This is a genomic window from Bradyrhizobium ganzhouense (assembly GCF_049949285.1).
GTDB classification, from domain to species: Bacteria; Pseudomonadota; Alphaproteobacteria; order Rhizobiales; family Xanthobacteraceae; genus Bradyrhizobium; species Bradyrhizobium ganzhouense.
This window is the reverse complement of record NZ_CP181318.1, coordinates 288,504-313,105: the sequence shown is the minus strand read 5'-3', so window position 1 is coordinate 313,105 and position 24,602 is coordinate 288,504. Positions and strand designations below refer to the sequence as shown.

Here is a 24,602-nt window from a genome sequence, read left to right as displayed (position 1 = left end):
GCACGGGCGAGAAACGGGGCAAGAGGGGACCAGGCGATGACGAAGACAACCGATCGACGTCGCAAATTGCGTATCGCGCTCGCACTGACGGGGCTTTCCGTCGTTCTGGGTGCGTGCAACACCACGGGCGAGGTCGTCACCACCCAGACGGTGCCGACCGACTACCGCATGCGTCACCCGATCGCGGTGCAGGAAGGCAAGCGCTCGATCGTGATCTTCGTCGGCAAGGCGCGCGGCGGACTCTCGACCGCGCAGCACGCCGACGTGATGGGCATTGCCCAGGACTGGGTGCGTGAAGGCACCGGCTCCGTCGTCGTCGACGTGCCCATCGACACCACGAATTCCCGCGCGGCGGCTGCGACCTATCGCGAAATCCGCGCCGTGCTCGGCAGCGGCGGCGTGCCGTCGCGCGCCATCGTCCAGCATCCCTATCGTCCCGAAGATCCCGCCCTGCTGCCGACCATCCGGCTGAGCTATTCCAAGATCGCGGCGGTGGCCGGCCCGTGCGGGTTGTGGCCCGAAGACGTGGGGCCGTCCATCCTCGACCCCGGCTACAACGAGAACCGGCCCTACTTCAATTTCGGCTGCGCCACCCAGCGCAATCTTGCCGCGATGATCGACAACCCCGCCGACCTCGAGCAGCCGCGCGCGGAGACGCCGGCCTACACCGCACGGCGCGACATCGCGTTCGACCGCTACCGCAAGGGCGCTTCCACCTCGACCACTTATCCCGAGGCTGACAAGGCCAAACTCAGCGACACAGGCAAATGACGGGCATCCACGACGAAGAGGCGGACGATCCGCAGCATCCCGAGGAACACATTGCGCCGGTTCCCCGTATCTCGGTGCAGGCCTTTTGCGAGACCGAGCAGACGCTCGCCGCGATCACCGCGGCTGGCCAGGACCGCCGTCTCGCCAAGGCCCATCTCACCGCCAAGAGCGGCGGCCTCGCCGCGGCGATCGAAGTCTATGACACGATGCCGACGCCGAACGTCATCGTGATCGAATCCGACGGCACGCGCGACATCCTCGAGGGCCTCGACGACCTCGCTGGCGTCTGCGATCCCGGCACCCGCGTGGTCGTAATCGGCAATCCCAACGACACCGCGCCCTATCGCGAGCTGGTGCGTCGCGGCGTCAACGACTACGTGGTCGGGCCGGTCGAGACCCTCGACGTCGTGCGCTCGATCTGCAGCTTGTTCTCGGCTTCCGAAGCCATCATCACCGGCCGCGTCATCGCGGTGGTCGGGGCCAAGGGCGGCGTCGGCGCCTCCACCGTCGCGCACAACGTGGCCTGGACCATCGCGCGCGACCTCGCGCTCGATTCCGTCGTGATTGATCTCGACCTCGCCTTCGGCACCGCCGGTCTCGACTACAACCAGGATCCGGCGCAGGGCATTGCGAACGCGGTGCTGTCGCAGGACCGGCCGGACACGGCGCTGATGGAGCGCCTGCTCGCCAAATGCACCGAGCGCCTCAGCCTCCTTGCGGCACCTGCGACCCTTGATCGCGTCTATGATTTCGGCGCGGAGGCGTTCGATGCGATCTTCGATACGCTGCGCATGACCACACCCTGCATCGTGCTCGACGTACCGCATCAATGGTCGGCCTGGACCAAGCGCGCGCTGGTCAATGCCGACGACATCGTGATCGTGGCCGAGCCGGACCTCGCGAACCTGCGCAACACCAAGAACATGCTGACGGTGCTGAAATCAGCGCGGCCGAACGACCGTCCGCCGCTCTACTGCATCAACCAGGTCGGCATGCACAAGCGCGCCGAGATCGACGTCAAGTCGTTCGCCAAGACCATGGAGAGCCAGCCGCTCGCGGTGATCCCGTTCGATTCAAAGCTGTTCTCGACCGCAGCCAACAACGGCCAGATGATCGCGGAGGTCTCCAAGAGCCACCGCACCACCGCGCTGTTCCAGAACATGGCCAACCGGCTCGCCGGGCGCGGTGAGGTGAAGAAACCGAAGCGCTCGTTGCTCGGACCGTTGCTGAAGAAGCTGAAGGGCAGGTCCGGACGCGGATCCGCGCCGCATCGCAAGGCGTCGTAAGCTCAAGAGCGCTTTCGGACGAACAAGGCTCCAGGCGGCGGAGAATTATTTCTCCGCCCGCTGCTGCTGCTGCTTCTTCGACAGCAATTGACGCAGCGCCGCGACCTTTGCCGCCGCCTGATCCGGCGGCAGATCTGCTTTCACGAGAATTTCAGCCTCGGTCTCGCGGCCCTGCAATCCCAGTACGAGCGCGAGATTGGCACGGACCCGCGCATTGTTCTGATTGCGCTGATAGGCGCGGCCGAGCACCTGTTCGGCCTTCGGCAGATTGTTTTGCAGCACATAGGACAGGCCGAGATTGGACAGCACAGTCGGCTCGTCGGGCACGATCTTCAGCGCCGCGGCGTAATATTGCTGCGCTTCCTCGTTGCGGCCGAGCTGGTCGAGCGCCGCGCCCTGAGCCGACAGGATGTGCCAGTCGGGATCCTCGGGCGTATGCGCGCGGCTCAGCACGTCGAAAGCCTGCTGGAAATTGCCGTTGTCAGCGAGCGCACGGCCGTAGCCGGCGAGCAGCGCCTTGCTGCTGGGATGGGCCAGCACGGCTTGCTCGAAGACGGCGACCGCCTGGGCGCGCTGGCCGGTTTCGCGCAGCGCCTTGCCGTATTCGAGGACGATATTGGGATCGCTGGGCTTGGCGCGATAGCGCTCGCGCAAGACGTCCATGTCTGGCCTGCCGTCGGCCGTGGCGACGGGTTCAGACCTGCCGCCGAGTGCGCCGGTCACATCCTCGAGGCTCGTCGTCTGGCAGCCACCGAGGGCGAGCACCAGAAGCGCGGGAAGCAGAAATCTCGCCGGGGGAGAGGCAAGGGACGAACGCTTGGACATACTCTGATCACCGCCGGCGGACTGATCAGAGATGCTTTGCCGATTAACGCTAAAGTCCGGTTAAGGAAATGCGCCGGTGGAGACTAGTCGGTGAATTCCGCACCGAATTCGCAACCGATGCGCCAGCGCAGGCGGCATTGGCGGGAATAATCGGGTGCGAAGATGATGGTGAATTGCGGCGGCACTTCCAGGAATTCCGCCACGACCTTCACACCCCCGTCCGAGATATCCGTGATCGTGCAGTCCCTCGGCAGCGACCCCGCGCCAAAGTGGATCTTGGCCAGCCGCGTGCACACCCGGCGTTCGCTTCTGCGGCGATTTGCAAGCATTTGAATTGTTCACCCGTTAGATCACGGCCCATCCCGCAGCCTTAGGAGTAGCGAACATTCGTTGGAATGTGCTGAGCGTAGCCGGTCGTATTCGAGGCATAGTCGAAGCTTAGTGTCTTCGTCCCGTTTACCGCTGGTTAGGAATCGGGGGGCGTCCGCGCCGTCGTTCCCGTATTGTTCTTGTCAAACCGATGCCGCTCTGCTACCCCTAATTGTGCGAGGGGAGCAGCATGGTTCAGCGGGTTTCGACAGTCGCCTTTGAGGGGATCGAGGCCCGCGCGGTCGACGTGCAGGTGCAGGTCGCGCCCGGCCTGCCGGCCTTCGCCATCGTCGGCCTTCCCGACAAGGCGGTGTCGGAGGCGCGCGAGCGGGTCCGCTCGGCGCTGATCGCCTCGGGGCTGGCGCTGCCGGCGCGGCGGATCATCGTCAATCTCGCGCCCGCCGACGTCCCGAAAGAAGGCAGCCATTACGACCTGCCGATCGCGCTCGGGCTGATGGCGGCGATCGGCGCGATCCCGCCGGATGCGCTGACCGGCTTTACCGTGCTCGGCGAGCTCGGCCTCGACGGCTCGATCGCGCCGGTGGCCGGCGTTTTGCCAGCCGCAATCGGCGCCAATGTGCGCGAAGAAGGCTTGATCTGCCCCGCGGCCTGCGGCTCGGAAGCGGCGTGGGCGAGCCCGGATATCCAGATCGTCGCCGCACATTCGCTGATTCAGATCGCCAACCATTTCAAGGGCACGCAAGTGCTGTCCCGGCCCGTGCCGAAGGTGCACGAGGCAGTCGCCTCGCCGCTCGATCTGCGCGACATCAAGGGCCAGGAGAGCGCCAAGCGCGCACTGGAGATCGCGGCCGCAGGTGGGCATCACCTCCTGATGATCGGCGCGCCCGGTGCCGGCAAATCGATGCTGGCAGCGCGCCTGCCCTCGATCCTGCCGCCGCTGTCGCCGGGCGAATTGCTCGAGGTCTCGATGATCGCCTCCGTCGCCGGCGAGATCGAGGGCGGCGCGCTGACGTCGCAGCGGCCGTTCCGTTCGCCGCATCATTCCGCCAGCATGGCCGCGCTCACCGGCGGCGGCGCGCGCGCAAAGCCCGGCGAGGTCTCGCTGGCGCATCAGGGCGTGCTGTTCCTCGACGAGCTGCCCGAATTCGATCCGCGCGTGCTGGATTCGCTGCGCCAGCCGCTGGAGAACGGCGAGGTCTCGGTGTCCCGCGCCAACCACCGCGTGACTTACCCTGCGCGCTTCATGCTGATCGCAGCCATGAATCCCTGCCGCTGCGGCAATGCGTTCGAGCCGGGTTATGCCTGCAAGCGCGGCCGCATCGATCGCTGCACCGGCGACTACCAGGCGCGCATCTCCGGCCCGCTGATGGACCGCATCGATCTTCGCATCGAAGTCCCGGCCGTGACCGCGGCCGATCTGATCCTGCCGCCGCCGGCCGAAGGCTCCGCCGAAGTCGCCGCGCGCGTGGCAGCCGCGCGCGACATCCAGCTCGCGCGCTATGCGGATGCCGGCCTGCCGCAGGTCCGCACCAATGCCGAGGCGCCGGCGTCGGTGCTGGAGGACATCGCCAAGCCGGACGCGCAGGGACAAAAGCTGCTGCGCGATGCCGCCGAGACCATGCGGCTGTCGGCGCGCGGCTATCACCGTGTGCTGCGGGTGGCGCGCACGCTCGCCGACCTCGACGGCGCCGACAAGATCGGCCGGCTGCATCTCGCCGAAGCGCTGTCCTACCGCGCACTCGCGGAGGATGTACGCCAGCTGGCATGATCATCCGGCGCATCAACCCGGCGGTAACGAGTTTCCTTTACGCTCTGCAAACCATAAGGCCCACAAGTTCCAGTCCGGGCCCGGCGAGTAGCGTGTCATGTTGCGTTTCAAGATCCTGGCCTCAGTGGTTCCTCTGTTGGCGGCGGCGGTGTTCGCCCGCAACGAGATCGTATCGGTCTCGCATCCCTGCATCGCCCTCGGCGACACCTCGGTCGAGCTGACATCCCTGTTCTGGACGGCCGGCGTGCATGTCGCCTTCACCGAAGATCCGGAGCGGGCCACGGTGCGGGTTCAAATCACCGACGATGCGGACGCTGCCGACTTCGCGATCGTCGACGATGGCGCAAGCGACGAGCCGGGCGCCTGCCAGGGCAATCCGTCGACCCGCCTCATTACGATTGCCGCGCAGCCCGTCGACGGCGGTCCGGTGATCTATCTCTCCGCTGATGGCCCGGCCGATTACCGCATCTATGTGCGCTCGAAGACGTTCTCGCAGAAGGAAGCGGCAGCCCTGATCGTCGGCGCCCGCGGCGGCCATCCGCTCCCCCTCCAGGCCGCATCGCTCTAAGGCGTTAACACCTCGTCAACCCTGTTTCGAGACGGCGCCAAAACCTCAAACTGTTCGCAAGGTCGGTGGGGACATCGTCGCGCACGGCGGTGGCAGGTTCGGACAAGGGTCGGTGGCAATGGGTCGGACGTTCCGGATCAAGGTGCGCATGCGCCGCTTCAGGCGGCAGTACCCCCGAATTGCCTTCGCGATCCGCTCCTTCATGATCTTCTCGGCGACGTTCGGCGGTGCTTATGGCTTCGTCACCGGCAGCCGCGCGCCGAATTCCGGCTACGATCCCAACACCTTTGCGATCGGCGCGAGCTTCCTGTTTGCGCTGGCCTGCCTTGGCCTCGCGACGCTCAGCATGCGGCTGCGTTTCGTCAACAAGCGGATGAAGAAGCTCGCCGTCCACAACGAGGCGCTGATCGACCGCAATTGGGAGCTGAAGGAAGCCGAAGAGCGCGCCCGGAGCCTGTTCGAATCGCAGGGCGATCTGATCGTGCTGCGCGACCATCAGGGCCGCATCACCTTTGCCAACGACGCCTATTGCGCGCTGGCCGGACAGGCGCGCAGCGCGCTGGTCGGCACACGCTTTGATTTCGACGTGCTGGAGCAGGGCGATAGCGCCCGCGAAAGCAACGGCACCCGCATCCACGATCAGAAGATCGCAACGCCCGTCGGCGCGCGCTGGATCGCCTGGCGCGAAGGATTTGTGCGGCACGACGCGGGCCAGCCCGCCGAGCTGCAGAGCGTCGGCCGCGACGTCACTGATCGCACCGAGACCGAACGCGCGCTGTCGGATGCCCGCGACCAGGCCGACGCCGCCAACCGCGCCAAATCGCGCTTCCTCGCGATGGCCTCGCACGAGATCCGCACACCCCTGAACGGCATCATCGGCATGGGCGGGCTGCTGCTCGACACTACGCTGACGCCGGAGCAGACGACTTACGCCAGGGCGGTGAAAACCTCGGGCGAAGCCCTGATGGCGCTGATCGAGGAGCTGCTCGACTATTCCAAGATCGAAGCCGGCAAGCTCGATCTCGACCAGCGTCCCTTTGCGCTCTCGACCTTGATCGAGGAGGTCACCGAGCTGCTGGCGCCGCGCGCGCAGGCGAAAAACCTAGAGATCGCGGCTTACGTCGACGAGCGCCTTGCGCTGGAAGTCGTTGGCGATGCCGCACGGCTGCGCCAGGTGCTGCTCAACCTCGCCGGCAACGCCATCAAATTCACTGCGAGCGGCGGCGTGGCGCTGATCGTCGAGCCCGGCATCTGGCCGAACGAGATCAGCTTTCTGGTCCGCGATACCGGCATCGGGATCGCGCCGGACGCGCAGCAGCGCATCTTCCGCGAATTCGAGCAGGCCGACGACCGCATCGCCCGCACCTATGGCGGCACCGGGCTTGGCCTCGCCATCAGCGAGCGCATCGTCAAGCGCATGGGCGGCCGCATCACCCTGGAGAGCGCGCCGACTCAGGGCTCGACCTTCGAGGTCGCAATCCCGCTCGCACCGTCACAGGGCGACGCCGGACAAACCGCGTTTCCAAGTCCGGACCTCGCCGGCAAGTCGATCCTGCTGGTCGCTGACGGCATCGAGGCGTCCCTGATCGCGCGGCGGCTGGAACGCTGGGGCGGCCAGACCTGCCTGGTCGCAGACTCGGCTGTTGCCGAAGCGCTGCTGCCGGAGCGCTCATGGCATGCGGTGTTGGTCGATCGTGCGCTCGGTCCGGCTGTGGCCGATCGCCTGGGCGAAGTTGCCCGCGCGCACGCGACGCAGCGGCTCGTGCTGCTGACGCCGAGCTCGCGCCATGACAAGCTTTCGCCGGCCTTCACCGGCTTTCTGGTCAGGCCGTTGCGCGCAGCCTCCCTCGCCGCGCGTCTCGCGCTGGCGCCGGAAGTCGCCTCGCCCGATCTCGCGCCCGAGCCTGTCGAGCCCGCCGCGATCAGAACGCCCGCAAGAGGTCTTTCGATCCTCGTCGCTGAGGACAACGAGATCAACGCGCTGTTGATGCGGTCGCTTCTCACAAAACTCGGTCACCGCGTCGTCATCGCGGTCCATGGCGAGGCCGCGCTGGAATCCTGGCTTGCGGCCAGCTCGGCCGGCACGCCCTATGATCTGGTGTTGATGGACATCCAGATGCCGCAGCTCGACGGCATCGAGGCAACAAAACGCATCCGCGCCCATGAGGCCACCACAGGCGGCCATCACACGCCCATCCTCGCGCTCACCGCGAACACGCTGGTGGAAGATCGCTACGCCTGCTTCGAGGCGGGCATGAATGGATTTCTGATCAAGCCACTCGATCGCGAAAAGCTCGACGAGGCGTTGGCCGGCTTGGCCGCCGCGCGGCAGCTTGTGGTGTAGCCCGAGCTCTCTCCATCGTCATTGCGAGGAGCAAAGCGACGAAGCAATCCAGACTGCATCCGCGGAAAGATTCTGGATTGCTTCGCTTCGCTCGCAATGACGATGTGGAGGCAGGCGCGCCCCAGCACAGATATCGTAGGGTGGGCAAAGCGCAGCGTGCCCACGGATTATATCCGGTTTTGCGGAGAGATGGTGGGCACGGCGCTTTGCGCCTTTGCCCACCCTACGAGACCGCTGTTTACAGCCGCCTGAGTGCCACGCTCTCCACGGCGTGATCCGCGGCCTTCTTCAGGATCAGCGTCGCACGCGGGCGGGTCGGCAGAATGTTGTCCTCGAGATTGGCGAGGTTGGTGCGCTCCCAGATCGCGGTGGCCGTGGCGGTGGCCTCCTCGTCCGACAACAGCGCATAGCGGTTGAAGTAGGATTTTGGATTGGTGAACGCGGTGTCGCGCAGCGCCAGGAAGCGCTTGATGTACCAGCGCCGCAGCGCCGCCTCGTCGGCGTCGATATAGACCGAGAAATCGAAGAAGTCGGAGACCACGGGCACCGCCTTGCCGTCGCGTGGCAGCTTGCCGGTCTGCAGCACGTTGACGCCCTCGACGATCAGGATATCGGGCTGGTCGATCTCGGCCCATTCGTTCGGCACGATGTCGTAGGTCAGATGCGAATAGACCGGCGAGCGCACATGACGGCGGCCCGACTTGATGTCGGACAGGAAGTTGAGCAACAGCGGCAGGTCGTAGCTCTCCGGAAAGCCCTTCTTCTGCAAAATGCCTTGCTGCTCGAGCAGGGCCTTCGGGTAAAGGAATCCGTCCGTCGTGATCAGCTCGACCTTCGGCCGCGGCGACCAGCGCGCCAGCAGCGCCTGGAGCACGCGGGCCGTGGTGGACTTTCCGACCGCGACCGAGCCGGCGACGCCGATGATGTAGGGCATCTTGCGGTCGCGGATGTTGAGGAACTGGCGCTCCGCGTAGTACAGGCGCTGCATCGCATCGACATAGATCGAGAGCAGTCGCGACAGCGGCAGATAGATGTCCTCGACCTCCTTGAGATCGAGGCGATCGTGCAGCGAACGCAACCGATCGAACTCGCCCGGCTCCAGCGTCATCGGCGTATCGTCGCGCAAACGCGCCCATTCTTCGCGCGAATAGACGCGGTATGGATTATATTGTTGCTCGGGTGCGCGGATATCCATGACGCGACCTTCTCCGTAAAAGCTCGGCTAGCTGCCGCTCTTGCGAGACGCCTTCTCTTCCAACCCGGACATATTCGTACGCTTGTCCAGCGCCGTTTCCACCTCTTCCAACTTTACGCCGCGCGACTTGAGCAGCACAAGGAAATGGTAGAGCAGGTCAGCGCCCTCGGCGATCAGATGATCGCGATCGTTTTCGACTGCTGCGATTACGGTTTCGACTGCTTCCTCACCGAACTTCTTGGCGCAATGTTCGGCGCCCTTGTCGAGGAGCTTGCGGGTATAGGAGCCCTCGCCACCGGAGGCCGCGCGGGCATCGATGGTGATGGCGAGATCGTGGATCGTGAAACGCGGCATACTGAATACTCGAAACGCGCGTCTGGCCGGTTGGGCCAGTCCCCGCCGGTTGATGTAGCACTTTTATGAACGGGAGTCGTCAGGCATCCAGGCGCATGGGTAGTCCGCGCCGGGCCATGTGCTCCTTGGCTTCACGGATAGTGAATTCCCCGAAGTGGAAGATCGAGGCGGCGAGCACCGCGGTAGCGCGACCATCGCGGATACCATCGACGAGGTGGTCGAGATTGCCGACGCCGCCCGAGGCGATCACGGGAACGGGAACGCTGTCGGCGATCGCCCGGGTCAGCGGGATATCGAAGCCCTGCCTGGTACCGTCGCGGTCCATCGAGGTGAGCAGAATTTCACCAGCGCCGAGCGAGACCACTTCCTGGGCATATTCGATGGCGTCGATGCCAGTCGAGTTACGGCCGCCATGGGTGAAGATTTCCCAGCGCTCGCCGCCGCCCGCGCGCTTGACCCGCTTGGCGTCGATCGCGACCACGACGCACTGCCCGCCGAATTTTTCGGCGGCTTCCTTGACGAACTCGCGTCGCGCCACCGCAGCGCTGTTGATCGAGACCTTGTCGGCACCGGCGCGCAGCAACGTCTTGATGTCGTCGACCTTGCGCACGCCGCCTCCGACGGTGACCGGCATGAAGCAGGCCTCGGCCGTGCGCCGGACCACGTCCAGCATGATGCCGCGGTTCTCATGGGTCGCGGTGATGTCGAGGAATGTGAGCTCGTCGGCACCGGCGGCGTCATAGGCGATCGCGGCTTCGACGGGGTCGCCGGCGTCGCGCAGGTCGACGAAGTTGACGCCCTTGACGACGCGGCCGTCCTTGACGTCGAGGCAGGGGATCACGCGCACCTTGAACATATGTCAGCTCCTGGGTGGCGCGTTGCGGATCAAAGTGAGGGCGGCGGCGGGATCGAGCCGGCCGTCATAGAGCGCGCGGCCGGCGATCGCGCCGGCGAGCTTCTTGGCGCGCGGCGTCAGCATCGCCTTGACGTCGTCGATCGAGGCGAGGCCGCCGGAAGCGATCACCGGGATCGAGATGGCGTCCGCGAGCGCAATGGTCGCATCGAGGTTGAGGCCCTTGAGCAGGCCGTCGCGCGCGATGTCGGTGAAGATGATGGCGGCAACGCCGGCATCCTCGAAACGCTGCGCGATCTCGAGCACCGTGACCTGCGAGGTCTCTGCCCAGCCTTCGACCGCGACCTTGCCGTCGCGGGCATCGAGCCCGACCGCGACGCGGCCGGGGAATTTTTTCGCGGCCGCCTTCACCAGTTCGGGATCGCGGACCGCAGCGGTACCGATGATGACGCGGGTGATGCCTTTTTCGAGCCAGGCTTCGACCGTCGCGAGATCACGAATGCCGCCGCCGAGCTGAACCGGAATCTTGATGGTTTTCAACATTGCCTCGACGGCCTGCGCATTCACCGGCTTGCCGGCGAACGCACCGTCGAGATCGACAACGTGGAGATACTCAAAGCCCTGCGTGACAAAGCTCTGCGCCTGCGCGGCCGGATCGAGATTGAACACGGTCGCGCGCGCCATGTCGCCTTGCTCGAGACGTACGCACTGGCCGTTCTTGAGGTCGATGGCAGGAAAGAGAATCACGGTTTCCATCGCAAAAAGTTCGAGATCAGGGCCAAGCCGAAACGCTGGCTCTTCTCGGGGTGAAACTGCGTACCGATGGCGGTGTCCTTGGCAACGATCGCGGTGACGGGCCCGCCATAGTCGGCGCGCGCGAGCACGTCCGCCTCGTTGGCGGCGTTGAGGTGGTAGGAGTGCACGAAATAGGCGTGCTGGCCCTTGGGGCCGAGCGGCAGCTTGTTCAGCACCGGATGCTCCTGCAGCACGTCGAGCGTGTTCCAGCCCATGTGCGGGATCTTCAGGCTTTCATCGCGCGGCGTGATCTTCTCGACGTCGCCGCCGATCCAGTTCAGGCCTTCGGTGACGACATGTTCCTTGCCGCGGCTCGCCATCAGCTGCATGCCGACGCAGATGCCGAAGAACGGCCGCGCCTTGACGCGCACCGCTTCGGTGATCGCTTCGACCATGCCGTTGACGGCGTCCAAGCCGCGCCGGCAATCGGCGAAGGCGCCGACACCCGGCAGCACCAAGCGGTCAGCGCCATAGGCCTGGTCCGGATCGCTGGTGACGAACACCTTCTGCGGATTCTCCATACTGCGCGCGGCGCGCTCAAACGCCTTGGCGGCCGAATGCAGATTTCCGGAACCGTAATCGATGATGGCGACGCTCATCTTGACCCTCCCGGTTCTGGAAACAATCCAATGATGCCGCCGGCCGGAATCGGCGGCGGGTTGGAAAATTGCTGACCCGGCACGTTGCGGGTCGGCGGCGGGCCGCCGCGATCGACGGCCCATTGATCGTTGACGATGCCGCGCTGTTTCTGGCTCCAGCGTTCGAAGAAGCGCCGCTCGGCGGTGTCCTCGTCATCGGCAACAACGACATCGAGCTGACGCCAGCTGCCGCGCGAAAAAGTCCAGCGGCGCAGGCTGGAGGCCTCGAAACCCATCAGCAGCGCAACGATGATGTTGGCAAAGAAGATCGAGCTGCGGCCGACGCCGAGGCTATGCAGCCCGGCATCGAACGCGGCGAGAAAGACGATCCAGCCGATCAGGGCCAGCCAGAGCCTGTTCCAGGCCAGCCAGAACGGGCCGAACACCATCGCCCAGAAATGGAAACCGTCGCGCACGAACACGAATCTGTCGGTCGCGCGCAGATCGGCCCCGCCTGGGGTGGGAGCATGAACTGTATAGACAGGCATTTTCGATGCCCCGTTCTCGAGAATTCAATGATGCCGCCGGCGGCGCTTGGCCGCCGAGACGGAGATGTCAGCCGCCAAGCGAGCCTTTGGTGGACGGGATTTCACCCGCCGCCTTGGGATCGATCGCAACCGCCGTGCGCAGCGCCCGCGCCAAGCCCTTGAAGCAGGACTCGGCGATATGGTGGCTGTTCTCGCCATATAGGGTCTCGACGTGGAGAGTCACGCCGGCGTTGATGGCGAAGGCCTGGAACCACTCACGGACCAGCTCGGTGTCGAACTCACCGATCTTGTCGCGGGGGAAGTCGGCCTTGAACACCAGGAACGGGCGGCCCGAAATGTCGATGACCACGCGCGACAGCGTCTCGTCCATAGGCATGTGCACGCCGGCATAGCGGGTGATGCCCGCCATATTGCCGAGCGCCTGCCTGACCGCCTGGCCGAGCGCGATGCCGGTGTCTTCGGTGGTATGGTGATGATCAATGTGCAGGTCGCCAACCGCCTTGACCGTGAGGTCGATGCGGGAATGGCGGGCGAGGAGATCGAGCATATGGTCGAAAAAGCCGATGCCGGTCGCAATATTGGCCACGCCGGTGCCATCGAGGTTCACGGTGACCTCGATGTCGGTTTCCTTGGTCTTGCGCTTGATCGTCGCGGTGCGCATTGAAAGCTGGTTTCCATCCTGGCTTGAGGGCCGAAAACGCCAGTCTATTAACAGCCAAATGACACCTTCGCTACTGCGGGAACGCTTCGGCAGGGCAGCACTTCCGCCTATGGTGAGCGAAATCTAGGGCCGGAACGGCCCGTTGTGCCCCCGCTCCGGAGCCCCTAAATCAGGCCAGACAACGAGGGTTATTATGCAGGAATCCCAGAACAGCTCGCCGGTATGGCACGGCACCACGATTTTGACGGTCCGCAAGGGCGGCAAGGTGGTGGTCGGCGGCGACGGCCAAGTCTCGATCGGCCAGACCGTGATCAAGTCCAATGCCAAAAAGGTCCGGAAACTCGGCAAGGGCGACGTGATCGGCGGCTTTGCCGGCGCCACCGCCGACGCCTTCACCCTGTTTGAGCGGCTGGAGAGCAAGCTCGAGCAATATCCGGGGCAATTGACCCGGGCGGCCGTGGAGCTCGCCAAGGACTGGCGCACCGACCGCTATCTCCGGCGGCTGGAGGCCATGATGATCGTGGCCGACAAGGACGTCTCCCTGGTGCTGACAGGGACCGGCGATGTGCTCGAGCCCGAGGCGGGCGTCATGGCGATCGGCTCCGGCGGCAATTATGCGCTCGCCGCGGCCCGCGCCCTTATCGACACCGACAAGGACGCCGAGACCATCGTCCGCCGCTCGCTCGATATCGCCGCCGACATCTGCGTCTACACCAACCGCAACGTCACCATCGAAGCGCTGACGGCCGGCTGAGCGGATGGCATTGGCCCGCAGCGCCAGTCCGACCCAACCCGCGTTGCCGCCGTTCGCCTGGGTCGGCATCGCGCTCTTGCTGCTGGCGTTGCAGGCTTCGATCCTGTTTGCGATGGGGCGGGTGCCGATCTGCACCTGCGGCTATGTCAAGCTCTGGCATGGCGTGGTGAACAGCTCGGAGAATTCCCAGCACATCGCCGACTGGTACAGCTTTTCGCATGTTCTGCACGGCTTCCTGTTCTACGGGCTGACGTGGCTGCTGTTCTCGCGGCGCCTCTCCTGGCCGGCACGGCTGATCATCGCGATGCTGATCGAGGGCGCCTGGGAGATCGTCGAGAACTCGCCTGTGATCATCGAGCGCTACCGCGCCGGCACGATCTCGCTGGATTATTACGGCGACAGCATCGTCAACTCGGTCTCGGACACGCTGTTCATGATGCTCGGGTTCCTCACCGCGCGGGTGCTTCCGATCCCCGCAACCGTCGTGCTCGGGCTCGCCTTCGAGATCATGCTGGCGCTGCACATTCGCGACAATCTGACGCTCAACGTCCTGATGCTCATCCACCCGATCGAGGCCGTGAAGCAATGGCAATCCGGTCCGCCGATCATCTGACGGTCAAAAAAGCGGCTTGTCGCCGCCGGCTTCTAATCCTAGCTAAGGTCCCATGACAGACTTCTCTCCCCGCGAAATCGTTTCCGAACTCGACCGTTTCATCGTCGGCCAGACCGACGCCAAGCGCGCCGTCTCGATCGCGCTGCGCAACCGCTGGCGCCGGCAGCAGCTCACCGGTTCCTTGCGCGAGGAAGTGCTGCCGAAGAACATCCTGATGATCGGGCCCACCGGCGTCGGCAAAACGGAAATCGCGCGACGACTGGCAAAGCTCGCCAACGCGCCGTTCCTGAAGGTCGAGGCAACGAAGTTCACCGAGGTCGGCTATGTCGGCCGCGACGTCGAACAGATCGTGCGCGATCTCGTCGAGGTCGCGATCTCCCAGGTGCGCGAGCGCAAGCGCAAGGACGTGCAGGCGCGCGCCCAGCTTGCCGCCGAGGAGCGCGTGCTCGATGCGCTGGTCGGCGCCAATTCGAGCGCCGCGACGCGGGAATCCTTCCGCAAGAAGCTGCGCGCCGGCGAGCTCAACGACAAGGAAATCGAGATCGAGACGCAGTCGTCCGGCAGCGGCATGCCGATGTTCGAGATCCCGGGCATGCCGGGCGCGCAGATGGGCGCGATCTCGATCGGCGACATCTTTGGCAAGATGGGCGGCCGCAGCAAGACGCGGCGGCTGACGGTGGAGAACTCGCACGACATCCTGGTCAACGAAGAGTCCGACAAGCTGCTGGATACCGATCAGCTGACGCTGGAGGCGATCAGCGCTGTCGAGAACAACGGCATCGTGTTCCTCGACGAGATCGACAAGATCTGCGCCCGCGACGGCCGCGTCGGCGGCGACGTCTCGCGCGAAGGCGTGCAGCGCGACCTGCTGCCGCTGATCGAGGGCACCACGGTCTCGACCAAGCATGGCGCAGTAAAGACCGACCACATCCTGTTCATTGCCTCGGGCGCCTTCCACGTCGCAAAGCCGTCCGACCTGCTGCCGGAATTGCAGGGCCGCCTGCCGATCCGCGTCGAATTGCAGGCGCTGACCCGCGACGACATGCGCCGCATCCTGACCGAGCCCGAGGCCTCGCTGATCAAGCAATATGTTGCCTTGATGCAGACCGAGGGCGTCACGCTCGACATCACCGACAGCGCCATCGACGCGCTGGCCGACATCGCGGTCGCCGTCAATTCCACCGTCGAGAACATCGGCGCACGCAGGCTCCAGACCGTGATGGAGCGGGTGCTGGACGAGATTTCCTTCACCGCCCCCGACCGCAACGGCGAGACCGTCCGGGTCGATGCCGATTTCGTGCAGAAGCACATCGGCGACCTCGCCAAGAACGCGGATTTGAGCCGGTTCATTTTGTAAATCGGCCGGGGTCAGCTATCTATCCGCTGTCGTCCTGGCGAAAGCCAGGACCCATTACCACCAGCGGATATTGTTGAAACAAGATGGCGGCCCCGATCTCGGCTCAAACGGCATCCTGTGGTTATGGGTCCCGGATCTGCGCTCGCTCTGCTCGCTTGTCCGGGACGACAGCGGAGTTTTGTGCGCGCCGGGTGACACATGCCCGCTAGCGTCCTGCAAAACCCCTGGCGCCTTCTGCTCGCGATCAACGCCACAATGATCGTCGGCGTGTTCGTTCACAAGATCCAGCTGCCGCCTTACGTTCCCTACATCCACCTCCTCGTCGACTACCATTTCGGCTTCATCAAGCGCGCGCTGATCGGGGCGATCGTCGCGCTGTTCACGACCAAAGTGCCGGTATGGTCCGTGTTCGCGCTCGGCGGGGTGACGTGGCTGGTGACGCTCGGGCTATACGCAAAACTGTTTCAGAAGACGTTCGGCTTCACGGCGAAGACGCTACCCCTGTTCGTCTTCATCGCGGGATCGCCGTTCTTCCTCAAGAACTTCATGCACACGCTCGGCCATTTCGACATCTATGGCTGTGCACTGGCGATCATCCTGCTGCTGATGCCGGCGCGCTCATTGCTGTTCGTGGCGACGGCCGCGCTGTTCTCGATCATCCTCGTCCTGATCCACCACATTCATCTCTTGATGTATGTGCCGACGATCATCACCATCGTCGTGACCAGGCACTATCTCGCTTACGGCCTCAATCGCAGCAATGTCGCGTTCGGCATCGTCGCGCTCGCCGCAGTCTCTGCGCTGTTCTTTGCCGCGCAGTTCCTCGGAACGATGCCGATCCCCGAAGCGGATTTCGTCGCGTATCTGAAGACCCGCATGGTCGATCCCTCGCGCACCGATCTGCTGCAGTTCAGCTACATCTGGTACCAGCCGCTGGCGAAGGAGATTTCCGATACCTGGGGCCGCCTGCCCCACAACAGCCTCGGCATTCCCGTGTTCGCGCTGCTGATCTGGCTGCACACGCCGCTATGGCGATTCTTCGCGAACCTGATCGGCAGGCTCGCCGACGAGGCGCACCGTCGTCTCGTCATCGCGGCGCTGATCGGCGTCAGCCTCGCCTATCTCGTGATGTTCGCGATGGTGTTCGACTATTCGCGCTGGATCTCGAACTGGGCGGTCTGCATGTTCCTGATCCTGCATGCGGTGAAGATGCTGCCGGCCAGCAAGGAAGCGCCGTTGATCCCGGCCGAGGACCAGAAGACCAATATCTTCGGCCTGATCATCACCTTGATCCCTCGCGTCGGAATCGTGCGTCCGTTTTAGGAGGTGCGCTCCCTCTCCCGCTTGCGGGAGAGGTTGCAGCGAGCCCGCGGTTAAAACCGCGCCCGCCTGATCCGCACATAAAGCGCGCCCTCGCCGCCATGGCCGATGCCGGCTTCCTCGAACCCGACCACGAAGCCACGGAACTCCGGCAGGCTCAGCCATTCCGGCACCTGCCGACGCAGCACGCCACTTTCGCCGCCGCTCCTTCCCTTGCCGGTGATGACCAGCACGAAGGTCAGGCCGTCGTGATGGGCGCGGTGCAGGAAACCGGTCAGCGCGCGATGGGCGCGCGTCTGGGTCATGCCGTGCAGATCAAGCCGCGCCTCGATCTCGCTGCGGCCGCGCGACAGTTTTGTGCGCTCGCGCTTGCCGAGCGGGGCGAGCGGCGGCATCGCCGGCTTTGATGGACGCGGGGCGGCCGTAGCAGCCAACGGCCGTGGCGACAGCGCGGGCTTGGCAACCTGCGCTGCAGGCGAAGGCTCGGCGCGCGGCGCGGTGTGCAGCTTCGTCACGCGATGCTTCCGCAGCGGCTTGACCTGTTTTGCAACGAGCTCCCACAGTTCGCGATCTTCCTCGGTGAGCACACGACGGCGCGGCGAGGGACGCGGAGGATCCAGCACGGGCGGACGGGACGATCGCTTCATTGCTGGTGGGGACGACTTTTCATGTGCCTGCGCGGTTCGCGGACAGGTTCTATCACAGGACGCGGCGCCGGCAGCGGCACCGGGCCGGCAATTGCGACGGTCTCGCCCTTCGCCGGGTCCTTGGGACCGGTCTGCGGAAACAGTTTTGCGATCTTCTCCGACGGTCGCGGATCCGGCACCGGGAGCCGCGCCGCGCGCACGCCGGGATCGAGGCTCTTCGGCACCAGCATCACGAAATGCATGGGATGGCGCAGCCGGCCCGAGACACGGCCGGCGTCAGCGCCCGCGCCAAAATAGAGATCCGCGCGGGCCGGTCCGACGATGGCGGAGCCCGTGTCCTGCGCGATCATCAGCCGATGGAACGGGGTCTTGGCGCGGTCGGACTCGATCGGCAGCTCGCCCTCGATGAAGAACGGCGTGCCGTAGACATGGAGCGATTTGTCGACCGCGATCGAACGGCCGGCGGTCAGCGGGATGCCCTGCGCACCGACCGCCTCGTCCTTGTCGGACAGATTGACCTCGTGGAAGAAGATGTAGGAGCGGTTCTGGCGCCGCAGCTCCTTGGCGCCGTCAGGGTTCTGCGCCATCCACTCCCTGATCTTCTGCATCGACATCTCTTCCCTCGGAATGATGCCGCGCTCGATCAGGACACGCCCCACGGCCGTGTAGGGATAGCCGTTGTAGGAATCGTAGTTGAGCCGGAGGGTGCTGCCGTCGTCGAACTTGATCCGCGCCGAGCCCTGGATCTGGGCGAACAGCAAATCGGTCGGGTCCTTCAGCCAGGCGATCTCGAGCCCGCGGCCGGCGATCTTGCCGTCCTCGATCTCGCCGCGGTCGTAATAGGGCACGAGCTTGCGGCGGCCGATCTTGCGGTAGACCGATCCCTTGTTGGGCAGGCTGACCGAGGCCTGATTGAAGCCGCGCACGAACAGGTTCGAGGGGCGGCGATAGACCGGGACGTTGGACACATCGGTCTGGGTGCGCGATCCCTCCAGCACCGGCTCGTAATAGCCGGTGACGAAGCCGTCGGGCTCACCGAGGCGCGAGATCCGCAGGGGCGAAAAATTCTCCTCGAAGAAAGTCTTTGCCTGCGCGTCGTCGGCCGGCTCGTGCGACTTGGCGGCGCGGCACGGTTCGCTCAACGAGCCGCCCAGTGCCTTCTGTTCAGGAGCGCCGGTCTGCGCATTGATCGAGCGGCAACTGGCGCGAAAGGTCTTGTAGGCCGCAAGATGATCGTCGTCGCTCCAGCCCTTCACGTCGGTCCAGGCCAGCGGCAAATATTGCGCGCCGGGAATCTCGAACGGGAGAGGGAGCTGCGGATAGGGCAAGGCGCGCGGCGGGATCGCGGCGACTTCGGGAAGGTGATGGTAATGGCTGCGGTAGTGGCGCCGCGCAGCCTCGGCGCCAAGCGAAAACGAAGCCAGCACGACGGCACCTGCGCAAAGCGCCGTCGCGCTGTTCTTCAGAAAGACCTTAATTCGCGCTTCCGGTGCCAACCAGCTTCCAGTTCGGATCGCGAGAGGTGGTATCGCGGGCGAAAGTCCAGATATCGGTAATATCGGCGACCTTGTCGGCGCTGCCGTCAACGATGTTGCCGGCCTTGTCGCGGGTGGCCGAGATCATCTGCGAGACGAAGCGGATGGTCAGCTGTGCCGTGCGGTCGCGCAGCTCTGCGCCGACCAGCTCGGCCTTGTCGATCGAGACGAAGCGCGTCTCGGTCTTCTGCTCGTTCTTCTCGCGGTCCTTGATGGCGGCGTCGAAGCTCTCATAGACCTCGGACGACAACAGGTCGCGCAGCGCGCGGCGATCGCCATTGGCGAAGGCCAGCACAATCATCTCATAGGCGCCGCGGGCGCCCGAGATGAAGTGGCGCGGATCGAAGGTGGAATCCTTGTCGACGATGGCATCGAGGCCCTGGGCGAGCGCGGTGCCCGGCTCGGTCAGGCCCTTCCAGCGATCGGAGGGCGGGGTCGGCTCGGCCGTCGGTGCCACCGGCGCCTGGTCGATCACCTTGCCCGGCATGGTCACGACGTTCTTGTCCGGGGCACCACCCAGCGCATTGCGAGCCGTGCGGTCGAACGGCGGCCGCTCGTTGCCGGTCCGCTGCCCCAGCACGCTACGCAGCCGCAGGAAAATAAAGACCGCCAGCGCCAGGAAAATGATGGTGTAGATGTCCACGTGGTATTCGCTTTCTGGTCTTCTCGAGAAGGGGGCCGTCGCCGGGAAAATCGATCCGGCCAGTAGACCGTTCCATACGGGAACGGCAAGTCTACATCACCATTTTGGGTCCGCGCGTCACGTCCGCCGGATGTAGGCACGAAATTTGGCCCGGCCAATGGCGCCTTTTGGCACATCGCGGAGTGTAGCGCGTTTTATGCTTAAGGGGAAACCCGATCCTGCCCGGAAATCGCGCATCTTCAAGCGTTTAACGTGCGATTTCGGGTTCGGGGCGGGCCAAACGTCACAGTTGTGGGCGTGGCCCGGATCGACCCTCCGGGGCCGTTCGTCCTTGTGGAATGAGGCGGCCCTATGTTAGCCAACCGCCGCGAAATTCAGCCCAAATCGGGTAAGGAGACACTTCGATGACCAACGGTAACGGTACCCCTCCCGAGGCGGCCCAGGCTCCCCAGCTCAACGTGCTGGCACAATATACCAAGGACCTTTCGTTCGAAAATCCGAACGCACCGACCTCGCTCCAGCCGCAGAGCCAGGCGCCCCAGATCAACATCCAGATCAATGTCAGCGCCAACAACCTCAGCGAAGCCGAGTTCGAGGTGACGCTGTCGGTCGAGGGCAAGGCCGAGAACGCGGGCAAGGTGATGTTCTCGTTCGAGCTCGCCTATGCCGGCGTGTTCCGGATCGTCAACGTGCCGAAGGAGAACCTGCACCCGCTGGTCATGATCGAGTGCCCGCGCCTGCTGTTCCCGTTCGCCCGCGAGATCATCGCAACCGCCGTGCGCGACGGCGGGTTCCCGCCGCTGATGCTGGACCCGGTCGATTTCGTCGGTCTTTATCGCCAGAACATGGAGCGGCAAATGGCCGCCGGTGGTCAGGCAGGCCAAGCCTAACTGATAGGCTAGCCAGCAGGAGGCACGGCTGGAGCGGGCAAGAACTCGTTCCAGATCGCCTTGTCGCCGAGCGTTGCGATGAAAGCCCGATGGGCCTCGCGCTCGGCGTCTGAAACCCGCGGCGCGAGCGGCACAGACCGCTGCCGCCGCGGCGCATCGCCAGCGGCATTGACGCGAATCTCCTGGGAGTCTGACGCCAGCAGCAGCTGCGACTGCCGCGCCCCGACCAGATCGACATAGACCTCTGCGAGCAGTTCGGAATCGAGCAGCGCGCCGTGCTTGGTGCGGTGCGAATTGTCGATCGAATAGCGCGAGCAGAGGTCGTCGAGCCGGTTCGACACACCGGGATGCTTGCGCCGCGCCAAAAGCAGCGTATCGACCAGCCGCTCACGCGGGATCGCGGGACGCTTGATCCGGTCGAGCTCGGCATTGATGAAGCTGATGTCGAACGAGGCGTTGTGGATCACCAGCGGCGCATCGCCGATGAATTCCAGAAACGCGTCGACGACCTCGTGGAACAGCGGCTTGGTCGACAGAAACTCAGCCGACAGCCCGTGCACGGCAAAGGCTTCCGCCGGCATATCTCGCTCGGGATTGATATAGACGTGGTACGTCTGTCCCGTCGGCATGCGGTTGAATATCTCGACGCAGCCGATTTCGACCAGGCGATCGCCGCGGAGCGGATCGAGGCCGGTGGTTTCGGTATCGAGAACGATTTCACGCATGATTTTGAGGCGCCGTATAAGAAGCCGTGTAAGTCGGCGAATCAGCTCCGCCGCTGCGGCATCTTAACGACCTCGGCCAGGATATGCGTGATTTGCGCGCGCACCGGCTCGAGTCCGTGTGAGGTATCCACGACGAAATCGGCCCGCTTGCGCTTTTCGGCATCGGGCGTCTGCTTGGCGATGATGGCGTCGAGTTTTGCTTCGTTCATGGTTCCCCGCGCCAGCACACGTTCGCGCTGGACTTCCGGCGAGGTCGAGACCACGACCACGGCATCGACGCGCTTCTCGCCGCCGGTTTCGAACAACAGGGGAATGTCGAGAACCACGACCGGCACCTTAGCGGCTTCGGCATCGGCAAAGAATTTCTGCCGGGAGGCCCCGAGCATGGGGTGAACGATCTGCTCGAGTTGCTTGATCGCGGCCGGATCGTGCACCACGCGCGCAGACAGTTTGGGACGATCGACCTTGCCGTTCGCGGTGGTGCCGGGGAAGGCGGCCTCGATCGCGGGCGCGGCCTCACCCTCATAGAGCTGGTGGACGGCAGCATCGGCGTCGTAGACGGGCACACCGGCCTCCGCGAACAGTTTCGCGGTGGTGGATTTGCCCATCCCGATCGAGCCGGTCAGTCCGAGAATCCGCATCAGCGCAACACCATCCCTGTCAGTCACACCGCAATGAGCCGCTCGCGCCGCAGGAACGCAAGCAGCGGCAGCAACGGCAAGCCCAGAATAGTGAAATGATCGCCCTCGATGCGCTCGAAAAGATGGATGCCGAGGCCTTCGAGCTGATAGGCGCCGACGCTGGTGGTGACAGCGTCGCCGGCGGCATCGAGATAGGCTGAAAGCTCGGCCTCGGACATCTGCCGCATCGTCATGTGAGCGACCGACACATCCTCGAAAACTATCTTGCCGTCACGCGCCACGACGACGGCCGAATTCAGCTCGTGCCTATGGCCGGCCAGATCGCGCAATTGCGCCAGCGCCTCTGCCCGGCCGGCGGGCTTGTTGAAGAGACGCTCGCCAAGCGCCAACGTCTGGTCGGCGCCGATCACATGGCTTCCGGGATGATTGGCCGAGACTGCCTTCGCTTTCTCGCGCGCCAGCAACAGGCCGATTTCGCGCGGGCTTGAAAGTTTTGAAGCATCCTGAATGCCGCGTTCGTCGATGTCAGCGGTGACTGCTTCAAATTCGAGCCCGGCATTCGCCAGCAGCATTTTGCGTGCGCCGCTCTGCGAGGCCAGGATCAACGGAGATGTGCCGCGCCAAAGTCCCATGTTCGAAAACTATTCCGAAGGCCGGTTGCGCTGGCGATCGCTGTAGAGCTTCATGATCGCGGCAGCGGTTTCTTCTATCGAGCGCCGCGTGACGTCCAGCAGCGGCCAGTCGTGCTTGGCGCTCAGCTTGCGCGCAAACGCGACCTCCTCGGTAACCGACTGCCTGTCGGTGTAGGTGTCGCTCCCGCTGCCGGATTCGGCACCCATCGAGAGCAGGCGGTTCTGACGGATCTGGATCAGACGTTCAGGTGTCGCATGCAGGCTCACCACCAGCGGCCGCGTCAGCGTCTCCAATTGCGCCGGCACCGGAATGCCCGGCACCAGCGGCACATTGGCCGTGCGGATGCCGCGATTGGCGAGATAGATCGACGTCGGCGTCTTCGAGGTGCGGGACACGCCGACCAGGACGACGTCGGCGTCCTCGAGCCCGTCGACGTGCTGGCCGTCATCGTGGATCATCGTGTAGTTCAGCGCATCGATACGCTTGAAATATTCGGCATTGAGCACGTGCTGTGCGCCGACGCGACCCGTCGTCGCAGCACCGAGATAGGCTTCGAACAATTGCATGACCGGGCCGATGATCGAGAGGCTCGGAACATTGATGTTTTTGCATTTGTCCTCGAGCCGCGAGACCAGGTCCTTCTCCAGCAGCGTGAACAGCACGATGCCCGGCGCTTCCTCGATCTCGTCGAGCACGCGATCGAGCTGCTTCTGGCTGCGCACCAGCGGATAGACATGCTCGACCGGGGTGACGTTTGCGTACTGCGCGGCAACGGCGCGCGCGACCGTGATCAGGGTCTCGCCGGTCGAGTCGGAGACGAGGTGCAGATGGAAATAATTGCTCGAGGTCGGCACAAAAACTCTTTGTATGAGGGCGGTGTGGTTTGTGGATTTCTGTGGACCTTAACGCCTCGGAAAGGGTTCTGCGACACCAGGGGCGGGACAAGTGCCAATTTTCTTCACACCACTGCCCGTCGGAACAACTCCGGGAGCCTTCCGAGAGGGAAACGGGATTGCGCGGACAAGTCTCTTGATAGACCGCGGATTAAAACGCGCAAGCCTTTGAGCCTGAGCGACTTATCCGGTCAGACCGGAACCACGTTGGACATGTTGATGGATGTGAACAAGCGTCCGCAAAGCAGCGGACGGCATTGTGTGAGTCCAATCCACTGTCACTTAGACTCAGACTCTAAGAATCTAAGATTCTTTATTGGAGAAGGGCGCTCCAGAGAGATATGTGTGCAGGTGAGACCTTAACGAGTTCTTACTATCCCCAGATCGCTGAACGGCTGGGCGCAAAGGTGGACGCCGGACATGTTTGAAGACGTCTACCTCTGGCTCAAGGCGCTGCACGTGATCGCGGTTATCGCCTGGATGGCCGGCATGCTCTATCTGCCGCGGCTGTTCGTCTATCATTGCGAAGCCGAGATCGGCTCGAAACAGTCCGAGACCTTCAAGGTGATGGAACGCCGCCTGCTCAAGGCGATCATCAACCCCGCCATGATCGTCACCTGGCTGGTCGGGCTTTATCTCGCCTGGGCCGGTCATTGGTTCACCTTCGGCTGGCTGCACGTAAAATTGGCACTCGTGCTGGCGATGTCCGGGGTCCACGGCTTTTTTTCGCGCTGGGTGAAGGACTTCGCTGCCGACAAGCGCCTGCACAGTCAGAAATTCTTCCGGATTATCAATGAGGTGCCGACCGTCCTGATGATCATCATCGTCATCATGGTGATCGTGAAGCCGTTCTAGGCAGGAATCGTGAACGATCGCTCAGCGCTTCGGCTTGCGGAGTGGGAAGCGATTTTCTATATTGAGGATATCCCACCCAACGCAGGCGGATGTGGTTGTGTCCGAGCTTTTTGAAGGCCGGACGCCGCATCAGGTTTGAAGCCCCCACCGGCGCTCTCCTTGCCCCAGACCTGCGGACCTTACCTTCTCGCGTCCGCATTTCAGAGCCTCCTCGCACCCC

27 protein-coding genes are annotated in these 24,602 nt (G+C 64.2%); 11 read left to right on the top strand and 16 right to left on the bottom strand.

The window, feature by feature from the left end; translation table 11 throughout:
• Window positions 1-36 precede the first annotated feature (36 nt).
• Both ACLFLU_RS01505 and ACLFLU_RS01500 read left to right on the top strand, forming a co-directional pair.
• Window positions 37-771, top strand: a complete 735-nt coding sequence (locus ACLFLU_RS01505; protein WP_426410613.1) for a CpaD family pilus assembly protein — start codon at window positions 37-39, stop codon at window positions 769-771.
• Window positions 768-2,057 (top strand): AAA family ATPase, encoded by a 1,290-nt coding sequence (locus ACLFLU_RS01500; protein WP_426410612.1) that lies wholly within the window; start codon window positions 768-770, stop codon window positions 2,055-2,057. The genes ACLFLU_RS01505 and ACLFLU_RS01500 overlap by 4 nt, the downstream gene beginning before the upstream one ends.
• Window positions 2,058-2,102: 45 nt before the next feature.
• On the opposite strand, the gene ACLFLU_RS01495 is transcribed toward ACLFLU_RS01500, so the two are convergent.
• Together ACLFLU_RS01495 and ACLFLU_RS01490 are read right to left on the bottom strand one after the other, a co-directional pair.
• Window positions 2,103-2,882: a tetratricopeptide repeat protein gene (locus ACLFLU_RS01495; RefSeq protein ID WP_426410611.1), complete on the bottom strand. Its 780-nt coding sequence runs from the start codon at window positions 2,880-2,882 to the stop codon at window positions 2,103-2,105.
• An 83-nt stretch (window positions 2,883-2,965) separates the two neighbouring features.
• Window positions 2,966-3,211 carry a PilZ domain-containing protein gene (locus ACLFLU_RS01490; RefSeq protein WP_027534981.1) on the bottom strand — a complete coding sequence of 82 codons (246 nt, stop codon included), beginning with the start codon at window positions 3,209-3,211 and terminating at the stop codon, window positions 2,966-2,968.
• 230 nt (window positions 3,212-3,441) lie between these two features.
• On the opposite strand from ACLFLU_RS01490, the gene ACLFLU_RS01485 reads away from it, so the two are divergent.
• From ACLFLU_RS01485 to ACLFLU_RS01475, 3 genes are all read left to right on the top strand, one after another.
• Window positions 3,442-4,980 carry a YifB family Mg chelatase-like AAA ATPase gene (locus ACLFLU_RS01485; protein WP_426410610.1) on the top strand — a complete coding sequence of 513 codons (1,539 nt, stop codon included), beginning with the start codon at window positions 3,442-3,444 and terminating at the stop codon, window positions 4,978-4,980.
• A 97-nt stretch (window positions 4,981-5,077) separates the two neighbouring features.
• Window positions 5,078-5,548 carry a hypothetical protein gene (locus tag ACLFLU_RS01480; RefSeq protein WP_426410609.1) on the top strand — a complete coding sequence of 157 codons (471 nt, stop codon included), beginning with the start codon at window positions 5,078-5,080 and terminating at the stop codon, window positions 5,546-5,548.
• A 118-nt stretch (window positions 5,549-5,666) separates the two neighbouring features.
• Entirely contained in the window at window positions 5,667-7,892 is a 2,226-nt protein-coding gene (locus ACLFLU_RS01475) for an ATP-binding protein (RefSeq protein WP_426410608.1), read from the top strand.
• A gap of 238 nt (window positions 7,893-8,130) precedes the next feature.
• Here ACLFLU_RS01475 and coaA read toward each other — a convergent pair whose 3' ends face one another.
• From coaA to hisB, 7 genes are all read right to left on the bottom strand, one after another.
• Complete coding sequence (coaA, locus tag ACLFLU_RS01470; protein ID WP_426410607.1) at window positions 8,131-9,087, bottom strand: type I pantothenate kinase; 957 nt, start codon at window positions 9,085-9,087, stop codon at window positions 8,131-8,133.
• Between the two features lie 27 nt (window positions 9,088-9,114).
• Window positions 9,115-9,441, bottom strand: a complete 327-nt coding sequence (locus tag ACLFLU_RS01465; RefSeq protein ID WP_426410606.1) for a phosphoribosyl-ATP diphosphatase — start codon at window positions 9,439-9,441, stop codon at window positions 9,115-9,117.
• Between the two features lie 79 nt (window positions 9,442-9,520).
• Complete coding sequence (gene hisF, locus ACLFLU_RS01460; RefSeq protein ID WP_426410605.1) at window positions 9,521-10,297, bottom strand: imidazole glycerol phosphate synthase subunit HisF; 777 nt, start codon at window positions 10,295-10,297, stop codon at window positions 9,521-9,523.
• A gap of 3 nt (window positions 10,298-10,300) precedes the next feature.
• Window positions 10,301-11,050 (bottom strand): 1-(5-phosphoribosyl)-5-[(5-phosphoribosylamino)methylideneamino]imidazole-4-carboxamide isomerase, encoded by a 750-nt coding sequence (gene hisA, locus ACLFLU_RS01455; protein ID WP_426410604.1) that lies wholly within the window; start codon window positions 11,048-11,050, stop codon window positions 10,301-10,303.
• The gene (hisH, locus tag ACLFLU_RS01450; protein ID WP_426410603.1) at window positions 11,038-11,688 is read right to left on the bottom strand and encodes an imidazole glycerol phosphate synthase subunit HisH; all 651 of its coding nucleotides are present in this window, start codon (window positions 11,686-11,688) and stop codon (window positions 11,038-11,040) included. Before hisH ends, hisA begins: the two co-directional genes overlap by 13 nt.
• Window positions 11,685-12,215 carry a DUF2628 domain-containing protein gene (locus ACLFLU_RS01445; protein WP_426410602.1) on the bottom strand — a complete coding sequence of 177 codons (531 nt, stop codon included), beginning with the start codon at window positions 12,213-12,215 and terminating at the stop codon, window positions 11,685-11,687. The genes hisH and ACLFLU_RS01445 overlap by 4 nt, the downstream gene beginning before the upstream one ends.
• Window positions 12,216-12,282: 67 nt before the next feature.
• Window positions 12,283-12,876, bottom strand: a complete 594-nt coding sequence (gene hisB, locus ACLFLU_RS01440; RefSeq protein ID WP_426410601.1) for an imidazoleglycerol-phosphate dehydratase HisB — start codon at window positions 12,874-12,876, stop codon at window positions 12,283-12,285.
• A 193-nt stretch (window positions 12,877-13,069) separates the two neighbouring features.
• On the opposite strand from hisB, the gene hslV reads away from it, so the two are divergent.
• The 4 genes from hslV (at window position 13,070) to ACLFLU_RS01420 (ending at window position 16,923) form a co-directional block, all read left to right on the top strand.
• Complete coding sequence (gene hslV, locus ACLFLU_RS01435; RefSeq protein ID WP_426410600.1) at window positions 13,070-13,630, top strand: ATP-dependent protease subunit HslV; 561 nt, start codon at window positions 13,070-13,072, stop codon at window positions 13,628-13,630.
• 4 nt (window positions 13,631-13,634) lie between these two features.
• Window positions 13,635-14,243: a DUF2585 domain-containing protein gene (locus ACLFLU_RS01430; protein WP_426410599.1), complete on the top strand. Its 609-nt coding sequence runs from the start codon at window positions 13,635-13,637 to the stop codon at window positions 14,241-14,243.
• Between the two features lie 52 nt (window positions 14,244-14,295).
• Window positions 14,296-15,600, top strand: coding sequence for an ATP-dependent protease ATPase subunit HslU (hslU, locus tag ACLFLU_RS01425; protein WP_426410598.1), 1,305 nt, complete (start codon window positions 14,296-14,298; stop codon window positions 15,598-15,600).
• A gap of 198 nt (window positions 15,601-15,798) precedes the next feature.
• Window positions 15,799-16,923, top strand: a complete 1,125-nt coding sequence (locus tag ACLFLU_RS01420) for a hypothetical protein (protein ID WP_426410597.1) — start codon at window positions 15,799-15,801, stop codon at window positions 16,921-16,923.
• A gap of 50 nt (window positions 16,924-16,973) precedes the next feature.
• Here the strand turns inward: ACLFLU_RS01420 and ACLFLU_RS01415 are convergent, their stop codons facing one another.
• From ACLFLU_RS01415 to ACLFLU_RS01405, 3 genes are read right to left on the bottom strand one after another with little or no spacing between them, the layout of a single operon-like run.
• On the bottom strand, window positions 16,974-17,567 hold the full coding sequence (locus ACLFLU_RS01415) for a Smr/MutS family protein (protein WP_426410596.1): 594 nt from the start codon (window positions 17,565-17,567) through the stop codon (window positions 16,974-16,976).
• Window positions 17,564-19,063, bottom strand: a complete 1,500-nt coding sequence (mltA, locus tag ACLFLU_RS01410) for a murein transglycosylase A (protein ID WP_426410595.1) — start codon at window positions 19,061-19,063, stop codon at window positions 17,564-17,566. The genes ACLFLU_RS01415 and mltA overlap by 4 nt, the downstream gene beginning before the upstream one ends.
• Window positions 19,041-19,745, bottom strand: coding sequence for a Tim44/TimA family putative adaptor protein (locus ACLFLU_RS01405; protein WP_426410594.1), 705 nt, complete (start codon window positions 19,743-19,745; stop codon window positions 19,041-19,043). The genes mltA and ACLFLU_RS01405 overlap by 23 nt, the downstream gene beginning before the upstream one ends.
• Before the next feature lie 404 nt (window positions 19,746-20,149).
• Here ACLFLU_RS01405 and secB point away from each other — a divergent pair, with 404 nt between their 5' ends.
• Window positions 20,150-20,635: a protein-export chaperone SecB gene (gene secB, locus ACLFLU_RS01400; RefSeq protein WP_426410593.1), complete on the top strand. Its 486-nt coding sequence runs from the start codon at window positions 20,150-20,152 to the stop codon at window positions 20,633-20,635.
• Between the two features lie 8 nt (window positions 20,636-20,643).
• Here the strand turns inward: secB and dnaQ are convergent, their stop codons facing one another.
• Genes dnaQ through ACLFLU_RS01380 form a run of 4 tightly spaced genes read right to left on the bottom strand, consistent with a single transcriptional unit; the run spans window position 20,644 to window position 23,488 of the window.
• Window positions 20,644-21,360, bottom strand: a complete 717-nt coding sequence (dnaQ, locus tag ACLFLU_RS01395) for a DNA polymerase III subunit epsilon (RefSeq protein WP_426410592.1) — start codon at window positions 21,358-21,360, stop codon at window positions 20,644-20,646.
• Window positions 21,361-21,401: 41 nt separating this feature from the next.
• A complete protein-coding gene (gene coaE, locus ACLFLU_RS01390; protein ID WP_426410591.1) occupies window positions 21,402-22,001 on the bottom strand; it encodes a dephospho-CoA kinase in 600 nt (199 codons plus the stop codon).
• Window positions 22,002-22,024: 23 nt separating this feature from the next.
• Complete coding sequence (locus ACLFLU_RS01385; RefSeq protein ID WP_426410590.1) at window positions 22,025-22,633, bottom strand: Maf family nucleotide pyrophosphatase; 609 nt, start codon at window positions 22,631-22,633, stop codon at window positions 22,025-22,027.
• A 9-nt stretch (window positions 22,634-22,642) separates the two neighbouring features.
• A complete protein-coding gene (locus ACLFLU_RS01380; RefSeq protein WP_426410589.1) occupies window positions 22,643-23,488 on the bottom strand; it encodes a pyruvate, water dikinase regulatory protein in 846 nt (281 codons plus the stop codon).
• Window positions 23,489-23,947: 459 nt separating this feature from the next.
• Between ACLFLU_RS01380 and hemJ the strand changes: the two genes are divergently transcribed.
• Complete coding sequence (hemJ, locus tag ACLFLU_RS01375) at window positions 23,948-24,382, top strand: protoporphyrinogen oxidase HemJ (protein WP_426410588.1); 435 nt, start codon at window positions 23,948-23,950, stop codon at window positions 24,380-24,382.
• Window positions 24,383-24,602 lie beyond the last annotated feature (220 nt).